The organism is Kitasatospora sp. NPDC059088 (assembly GCF_042738155.1).
Lineage (GTDB): Bacteria > Actinomycetota > Actinomycetes > Streptomycetales > Streptomycetaceae > Kitasatospora.
In genome coordinates this window covers 8,985-17,094 of sequence record NZ_JBHYGR010000170.1, presented here as the reverse complement: position 1 = coordinate 17,094, position 8,110 = coordinate 8,985, and the positions used below count along the sequence as shown (strand labels likewise).

The 8,110-nt window shown below is 74.4% G+C and carries 5 protein-coding genes and 1 pseudogene; 3 read left to right on the top strand and 3 right to left on the bottom strand.

Features of this window, described 5'->3' with window-relative positions; all coding sequences use genetic code 11:
• Nucleotides 1-105 precede the first annotated feature (105 nt).
• The gene (locus tag ACFWXO_RS40805) at nt 106-1,578 is read right to left on the bottom strand and encodes an amino acid permease (RefSeq protein ID WP_380531190.1); all 1,473 of its coding nucleotides are present in this window, start codon (nt 1,576-1,578) and stop codon (nt 106-108) included.
• 401 nt (nt 1,579-1,979) lie between these two features.
• Between ACFWXO_RS40805 and ACFWXO_RS40800 the strand changes: the two genes are divergently transcribed.
• Nucleotides 1,980-2,204, top strand: a complete 225-nt coding sequence (locus ACFWXO_RS40800) for a hypothetical protein (protein ID WP_375885909.1) — start codon at nt 1,980-1,982, stop codon at nt 2,202-2,204.
• A 69-nt stretch (nt 2,205-2,273) separates the two neighbouring features.
• Here the strand turns inward: ACFWXO_RS40800 and ACFWXO_RS40795 are convergent, their stop codons facing one another.
• Together ACFWXO_RS40795 and ACFWXO_RS40790 are read right to left on the bottom strand one after the other, a co-directional pair.
• On the bottom strand, nt 2,274-4,361 hold the full coding sequence (locus tag ACFWXO_RS40795) for an MMPL family transporter (RefSeq protein ID WP_380531187.1): 2,088 nt from the start codon (nt 4,359-4,361) through the stop codon (nt 2,274-2,276).
• A 125-nt stretch (nt 4,362-4,486) separates the two neighbouring features.
• On the bottom strand, nt 4,487-5,431 hold the full coding sequence (locus ACFWXO_RS40790) for a deoxyribonuclease IV (RefSeq protein WP_375885915.1): 945 nt from the start codon (nt 5,429-5,431) through the stop codon (nt 4,487-4,489).
• A gap of 304 nt (nt 5,432-5,735) precedes the next feature.
• On the opposite strand from ACFWXO_RS40790, the gene ACFWXO_RS40785 reads away from it, so the two are divergent.
• Nucleotides 5,736-6,815, top strand: coding sequence for a nitrous oxide reductase family maturation protein NosD (locus tag ACFWXO_RS40785; RefSeq protein ID WP_380531184.1), 1,080 nt, complete (start codon nt 5,736-5,738; stop codon nt 6,813-6,815).
• 87 nt (nt 6,816-6,902) lie between these two features.
• A pseudogene (locus ACFWXO_RS40780) lies at nt 6,903-7,974 on the top strand (methyltransferase).
• Nucleotides 7,975-8,110 lie beyond the last annotated feature (136 nt).

Genomic DNA, 8,110 nt, shown 5'->3' with positions numbered 1-8,110 from the left:
GCCCCCGCCGCCCCCCCCCGCGCCGCGGCGGCGCGGGGGCGCGGGCCCCCCCCCCCCCCCGCGCGTTCGACGGCCCCCCCCCGCCGACCTCCCCGCGCGCGGCGGTCAGTTCACCTGTTCCTGCCGCGCCTGTTCCTGGTCCTGCTGCTCCTGGCGGTGGCGACGGCCGGCCAGCCAGACGTAGACCAGGATGCCGGCGAACAGGAACAACACGCCCTGGTAGACGGCGGCGTAGCCGGCCCCGGCCAGCAGCCAGATCGAGAAGGCGAAGGCACCGAGGCCGAGCACCGCGTCGCGGACCAGGCGGGTGCCGTCGACCTTGTCGGTGGCGCCGCGGACCAGCCAGTACAACTGGGCGGCGGTGGACAGCAGGTAGGGCACGACGGCGGTGAACGTGGTGATCAGGACGAGCACGTCGAAGGCGCCCTTGGCGCCGCTGGCGAAGTTGACGACGGTCAGCACCGAGGCGAGCGCCACGCTGACCAGCACGCCGAAGGTCGGCACGCCGCGCTTCTCCTTGCCGAAGGCGGCCGGGAAGAGCCCGTCCCCGGCGGCCGCGTACGGCGCCTGGGCGGCCAGCAGGGTCCAGCCGTTGAGCGCGCCGGTCATCGAGACCAGCGCGGCGACCGCGATCGCCGCGCCGCCCCAGGTGCCGCCGAACATGGCGTTCACGGCGTCCGAGAACGGCGCGCTGGAGTCGACCAGTTGCTGGTGCGCGACGGTGCCGAACACCGCGAGGGTGCCCAGCAGGTAGACCACCGCGGCGCCGCTGGTGCCGAGCACGCTGGCCCGGCCGACGTTGCGCTCCGGGTCGCGGACCTGGCCGGCGCTCATCGCGGCCGACTCGACGCCGACGTAGCTGAACATCAGGATCGCCGCGGCGGCCGTCATGCCGCCCATCCAGCCCTGGCCGCTGGCCTCGAAGGGGCCGACGTTCTTCGGGTCGAAGAAGAACAGTCCGCCCACCGAGATCAGCAGCAGCGGAATGAACTTGAGGACGGTGGAAACGAGTTGGACCGCCCCGACGTACCGGGTGCCGGCCAGGTTGGCCAGTGCGGGCAGCCACTGGAGGGCCAGTGCGGCGGTGATCTCCAGCGCGACGTCGTGGTGCATCGGCAGCAGCACGTCCAGGTAGCCGACGGCCGCCACGGCGAGCGCGGCGTTGCTGACCACGGCGGTGATCCAGTACGACCACGCCGACAGGAAGCCGGCGAAGTCGCCGAAGGCCTCGCGGGCGTAGACGTACGGCCCGCCGGTGCGCGGGTTGCGGCGGGCCAGCTGCCCGAAGACCAGCGCCAGCGCGATCGAGCCCACGGTGATGACGGCGAAGGCGAGCAGGCTGACCGTCCCGAAGGGCGCCACGGCGGCCGGGATCATGAAGATGCCGCCGCCGATGATGTTGCCCATCACCAGGGCGGTGGCGACGGGCAGCCCGAAGCGGCCGCTCTTCGCCGGAGCCGGAGCCGGAGCCGAACCAGGAGCCGGAGCCTGGTCCGGGGTCTCCGGGCTGCTCGGTCGGGTCGCGTGCGGGGTCGCCTGCGGGTTCGCCTGCCGGGTCGCGGCGGGGCTGGTCTGCATGAGGGTGGTGCGCCTTTCGTGGTCCTGCCTGCGCTCGGTGGAGCGACCGTTCATGCTCGGACCGGGCGGCACCTTGCACCAAATCGACGGTATTTGTTCATTTCGCCCGAGGGAACACCGCAAGACTTACGGTCGTACGCCTGTCGGACCGGCACTCGTCCGGTGCGCCCCGCGAGGGCGTTCGACCCGGAATGCGGATGTACGAGCACGTTCGTCCGGCCGGGGGAGATGTGTCACCCGAATGACTCAGCGCGGCCGCGACGCGCGCGCCGCCTGCGGGTTCGTGTGCCAACCTTGGCCCGGCGCTCCCCGGTGGAGCGCCGCCCGGCCTTTCGGACCGGCTCGAACTGGCCGTTCGGGGGCGCGGGTTGACGACCAGAGACCAACCAAGAGGACATCAGATGTCGCTTCGTGGGAACATCCGCAAGTTCGCCGTGATCACCGTGGTGACGGGTGCCGCGGCCCTTGCGGCGCCGGCGCCGGCGATGGCGGCCTGGCACGGGTCGCACGCGTCGACCGGGCAGAGCCTGGAGTCGGGCTCGGCGGGTGTCGGCCTGTTCGGCCCGCACGCCAGCTGGCTGAACGCTCACTCGCACACCGAGGACGACTGCATCGGCGACTGCTGATCCGGCTGATCCGCAGCTGAGCCCGGGGACCGCCCGTAGCGGTCCCCGGGCTCACGGCCGTCCGTCCGCCTACGTCTCCGTCTTCGCATCCGCCCCGGGACGCCGGGACAGCCGCCCCGGCCACCACATGTGCCGGTCCAGGTCCATGGTCAGCGCGGTGACCAGCACCGAGCGCACCACCAGGGTGTCCAGCAGCACCCCCAGCGCCACCGCGAACCCGATCTCGGCCAGCCCCACCACCGGCAGCGTCCCCAGCACCGCGAAGGTGCTGGCCAGGATCAGCCCTGCCGAGGTGATCACCCCGCCGGTCGCGGACAGCCCGATCAGCGCGCCCCGCCGGGTGCCGTGGTGGGCGGACTCCTCCCGTACCCGGGTCATCAGGAAGATGTTGTAGTCGATCCCGAGTGCCACCAGGAAGACGAAGACGAACAGCGGGAACGCGTTGTCCTCGCCCTGGAAGTGGAAGACGTGGGCGAAGAACAGCGAGCTGATCCCGAGCGCCGCCGCGTACGAGAGCACCACGGTCGCGATCAGCACCAGCGGCGCGGTGACGGCCCGCAGCAGTACGGCCAGGATCAGCAGCACCACTCCGAGCACCAGCGGGATGATCGCCCGGTTGTCGTCCCCGGCGGCCCGCCCGGCGTCCAGGACGACGGCGGTGTTCCCGCCGACCTTGGCGTCCGCCCCCGGTACGGCGTGCACGGCGGTGCGCACCCGGTCGACGGTGTCCTTGGCGGCCTGGCTGTCCGGGGGGTCGGTCAGGGTGGCCTGGAACAGCGCCCGCCCGTCCCGCACCACCGGCGGCGAGGTGGCCGCGATCCCGGCGGTGGACTGCGCGGCGGCCCGTACGGCCGGGGCGCCGGCCGCGGCGGAGACCACGGTGAGCGGTGCGCCCGTCCCGCCCGGGAAGTGCTGCTCCAGCACCTGCTGGCCGACCACCGAGTCCGGCTTGCCGGTGAAGGAGGCGGCCGTGCTGAGCCCGTTGGCGTTCAGCGAGACCAGCCCCACGCAGCAGGCCGCGAGCGCCAGCGCCGTCCCGACCCACACCTTGCGCGGGCGCCGTCCGATCCAGGCGCCGACGTGCGCCCAACGGCCGGTCCGGGTCGGCTCCGGGGTGCCGTAGTCCGGTCTGACCGGCCAGAACACCCAGCGGCCGACGATCACCAGCAGCGCGGGCAGCAGCGTCAGCATCGCGGCCAGGGCCACCACGACACCGATCGCCAGCACCGGGCCGAGGCCGCGGGTGGAGTTCATCCGGGCGATCAGCAGGCACAGCATCGAGGCGACCACGGTGGCCGAGGAGGCCAGCACGGCGGGCCCGGCCCGGTGCAGGGCGTACGCCATCGCCTCGTGCCGGTCCTCGTGCCGGCGCAGCTCCTCCCGGTAGCGGGCGGTGAGCAGCAGGGCGTAGTCGGTGCCCGCGCCCAGCACCAGGACGATCAGGATCCCGGCGCTCTGCGCGTTGACGGTCAGCCCGGCGTGCTTCGCCAGCAGGTAGATGAAGGCCTGGGAGACGGTCAGCGCACCGGCGGCGGAGAGCAGCGGCAGCAGCCACAGCACCGGGCTGCGGTAGGTGAGCAGCAGCAGGACGATCACCACGCCGACGGTGGCGGCGAGCAGCGAGCCGTCGATGCCCGCGAAGGCCTTGGCCTGGTCGGCGGCGATCCCGCCGGGGCCGGTGACGTGGGTGGTCATGCCGCGGCTGTCGGCGGTCGCGGTCTGCCGCAGGGTGTCCACGGCGGGCTTGAGGTCGTTCCAGCCGTTGGTGCCGACGTCGATCGGCACGACGGTCTGCATCGCCTGCCCGTCGGCGGACAGCACCGGGCCGATGACCGGCCCGACCACGTGCGGGACGGCGGCGAACCCGACGGCCTGCCGGGCGGCCTCGGCCCGGTCGGCGGGGGTGATGCCGGTGGCCCGCTGGTAGACGACGACGGCCTGGGCGGTGTCCACCGGCTGGAAGGCCCGCTGCTCGTTCAGCACCTGGGTGGACTCGGCGTTGCCCGGCAGCCAGCTGGACGCCTGGTTGTCCTCGGCGCCCATCAGCTTCCCGGCCAGCGGGCCCAGCGCGATCAGCAGCACCAGCCACAGGGCCAGCACCACCCACTTGCCCCGGCGCCCGCAGGGCAGCGCGGCCAGTTTCCGAGTCGTGGACATGCATCCACCCCCAGGTGGCAGTGACTCGTTCCAGCCTGCCACCGCACCGCCCGACCGGCAGCTCCGGGCGTCCGGCGGTTCCGCGCGTCCGGCGGTTCCGCGCGTCCGGCGGCTCCGCGCGTCCGCTAGGACACCGGCACGGCCGCCCGCTCGCGCAGCTCCCGCAGCACCGCGATGTCCATCGCGTGCCCGGTGCCGTCCCCGCCGTGCTTGCGGTCCGGGGTCTCCACCAGCAGCGGCACCCCGGCCGTCTCCGGGTGCTCGAACAGCTCGCGGAACGGCTCCGCGCCGATCATCCCGGCGCCGATGTTGGCGTGCCGGTCCTTGCGGGCACCGACCACGTCCTCCGAGTCGTTGGCGTGGATCAGCCGCAGCCGGCCCGGACCGGCGGCCGAGGCCAGGGCGTCCAGCGCGGCCGTCACCCCGCCGGGGGCGGCCAGGTCGTGCCCGGCGGCGAAGGCGTGGCAGGTGTCCAGGCAGACGCCGACCTTGGGGTGCCCGTCCAGCGCCTCCACGTACTCGGCCAGCTGCTCCAGCCGCGAGCAGAGCGAGCTGCCCTGGCCGGCGGTGGGCTCCAGCAGCAGCCAGGGCGCGTCGTCGCCGAGCGCGTCCAGCTCGTCCAGTAGCGGCCGGACGTCGGCGCGCACCTGCGCCATCGCCTCGGCCCGGCGCGAACCGCCGCCGGGCGCGGTGCCGACCGCCGAGCCGGTGTGCAGCACGACGCCGAGCGCGCCGATCGCGTGGCCGCGGTGCAGCGAGTGCCGCAGCGAGTCGGCCGAGCGCTCCCGGGTGGCGGGGTTGTCCGAGCCGAAGTTGATCAGGTACGGCGCGTGCACCCAGGCCGGGATGCCCTGCTCGGCGCAGGCCGTACGGAACTCCTCGTCCTGGGCCGGGTTGCCCGCGGGCGTGGCCCAGCCGCGCGGATTGGCCACGAACACCTGCACCGTCTCGGCACCGACCCGGCTCGCGTACGCCAGGCCCGTCCCGGCCAGGCCCCGGCCGGCCACCGGGACGTGGGCGCCGATCGGGTTCCGGCGGGCGGCGGGGGTCGGTCCGGTCGCGGTGCTCATGCCCCGAGGATGTCACGGGCCCGGGCGGCGACGGCGCGCGGGCCCGTCCCCGCGCCGGGTGCGCACGCCACGCCGGGGCGCGCCCGGCGGGAACCGCCGGACCCGTCCCCATGGCCGACGGCCCGTCAGTCCGGCAGCCCAGCCCTGGTGGCGGGCCCCCGGGGGCGACCGTACCGTCGACTCGGCCGTACTCACCGAACGTCACCACCCGCACACGCCGGGTCGGAGCGTCCCCTCCGCCCTCCCGCAGCCGACCAGCGCGCCCACCGCCCCACCGCGCGCGCCGAAAGACAGGTCACCACTCATGCCCACGCGCCGGGTCCACCACCTCGCCGCGGCCACCGCCGCCGCCACCGCCCTGACCACCGTCCTCGCGACCCTGGCCGCCGCCCCCGCGGCCCGCGCCGCCGACGGCGCCCTCCACCTCGTCCACCCCGGGGAATCGATCCAGCAGGCCGTCGACGCCGCCGCCCCGGGCGACACGGTCCAGGTCCTGCCCGGCAGCTACCGCGGCAGCGTCCGCATCGCCACCCCCGGCCTCACCCTGCGCGGCGCCGGAGCGGCCACCGAGATCACCCCCGGGGACGGCACCGAGAACGCCTGCGCCACCGCCGGGCACGGCGTCTGCGTGGTCGGCACCGAGCAGGCCCCGCTGCGCGGGGTCACCGTCGAGGCCCTCGCCGTCACCGGCTTCCGCAAGAACGGCATCGACGCCAGCGGCACCACCGGCCTGACCGTCCGCGCCACCTACGTCCACGACAACGCCCAGCAGGGCATCAGCCAGGAGATCTCGACCAAGGCCGCGATCGTGGGCAACCGCTCGGTCGACAACGGCCAGTCCGGCGTCTTCCTCGCCAACTACGCCTACCGCGAGGGCGGCGCGCCCGACACCGGGGGCACCCTCGTCGAGGGCAACGTGCTCACCGGGAACCGGGTCGGCGTCACCGTGCGCCGGCTGCGGGTGCTCACCGTCCAGGGCAACGAGATCAGCGGCAACTGCAGCGGTGTCTTCGTGGTCGGCGACGAGGGCGTGCCCCGCGCCGGGGACCTCGACGTCCGGAAGAACCGGGTGGTTGCCAACAACAAGTTCTGCGCGGCCAATCCGCGCCTCGGCGCCATCCAGGGCGCGGGCATCGTGCTCACCGGCACCGAGGACACCCGGGTGACCGACAACGAGGTCCGCGACAACGCCGGATCCACGGACTTCTCCGGCGGCATCGTCCTGTTCAGGAGCGTCGTCGGGATCCCCAACACCCGGGCCACCGTCACCGACAACCGGCTGAGCGGCAACGGCCCGGCCGACCTCGCCGACCGCGACACCGGCACCGACAACTCCTTCACCCGCAACACCTGCGCGGTCTCCGAGCCGTCCGGCCGCTGCTGACCCGCCCGTCGGCCCGCCCGCCCGCCGACGCTCCGCCGTCCCGCCCGCCGAGACCCCGCCGAGCCCCCGACCGACAAGGACCAGCCCATGACCACCGCCCCCGTCAACCCCACCCCCCAGCCGGCGATGCGCCTGCGCGAACTCGTCTTCGGCGCCGCCTGCGCCGCCGCCGTCCGCGCCGCCGCCCGGCTCGGGGGGGGCCCCCGGGGCGCGGCCACCCCCGCCCCCGCCCCCCGCCCCCCCCCCCCCCCCCACCCCGACCACCGCGACCGAGCTCGCCGCGCAGCTCGACACCGAACCCCGCCAGCTGCGCCGCCTGCTGCGCGCGCTCACCTGCTACGGGATCTTCGCGGAGACCGGCGGCGACCGCTTCGAACACACCGAGATGTCCCGCCTGCTGCGCGACGACGCTCCCAACTCCCTCCGCCACATCGCCCTCTGGTGCACCGAGCCGTGGACCTGGGAGGCCTGGCCGAAGCTCGACGAGGCGGTGCGCTCCGGCCGCAACGTCTTCCCCGACCTGTTCGGCAAGGAGTTCTTCGACTACCTGCACAGCGACGCCGGCGACTCGGCGAAGGTCTTCGACAAGGCGATGACCACCTCCAGCCGGCAGTCCGCCCGGGACTTCGCCGAGTACCTGGACCTCACCGGCATCGACTCGGTCGCCGACATCGGCGGCGGCCAGGGCCACGTCCTCGCCAGCCTGCTGGAGAAGCACCCGGCCCTCCACGGCACCCTGCTCGACCTGCCCAAGGTGGTCGCCGGCGCCGACCCCCGCCTCCAGGACGGCGGCGCCTTCTCGGCCCGCGCCCGCCTCGTCCCCGGCGACTGCCGGGTGGAGATCCCGGTGCGCGCCGACCTCTACATCATCAAGAACATCCTGGAGTGGGACGACGACAGCACCCGCCGCACCCTCGCCAACGTGGTCGCCGTGGCCCGCCCCGGCGCCCGGGTCGTGGTGGTCGAGAACCTCGTCGACAACAGCCCCTCGATGCGCTTCACCACCGCGATGGACCTGATGCTGATGCTCAACGTCGGCGGCGCCAAGCACTCCGAGGAGAGCATGGTCCACCTCATGCAGGAGGCCGGCCTCGACGTCGCCGCCGTCCGCCCCGTCAACCCCTACCTCCACGCCTTCGAGTCCACCGTCCGCGGCTGACCCCCCTCGCGGAACGCCCGACGGCCGCTGCTCCCCCCCCCCCCCGGGGCGCGCCGCGCGGGGGTGGGGGGGGGGGGTGTTGTGGGGGGGCGGGGGGGAGATATACCCACCCAGAGCAGGAGAGGCTCCGCGGGGT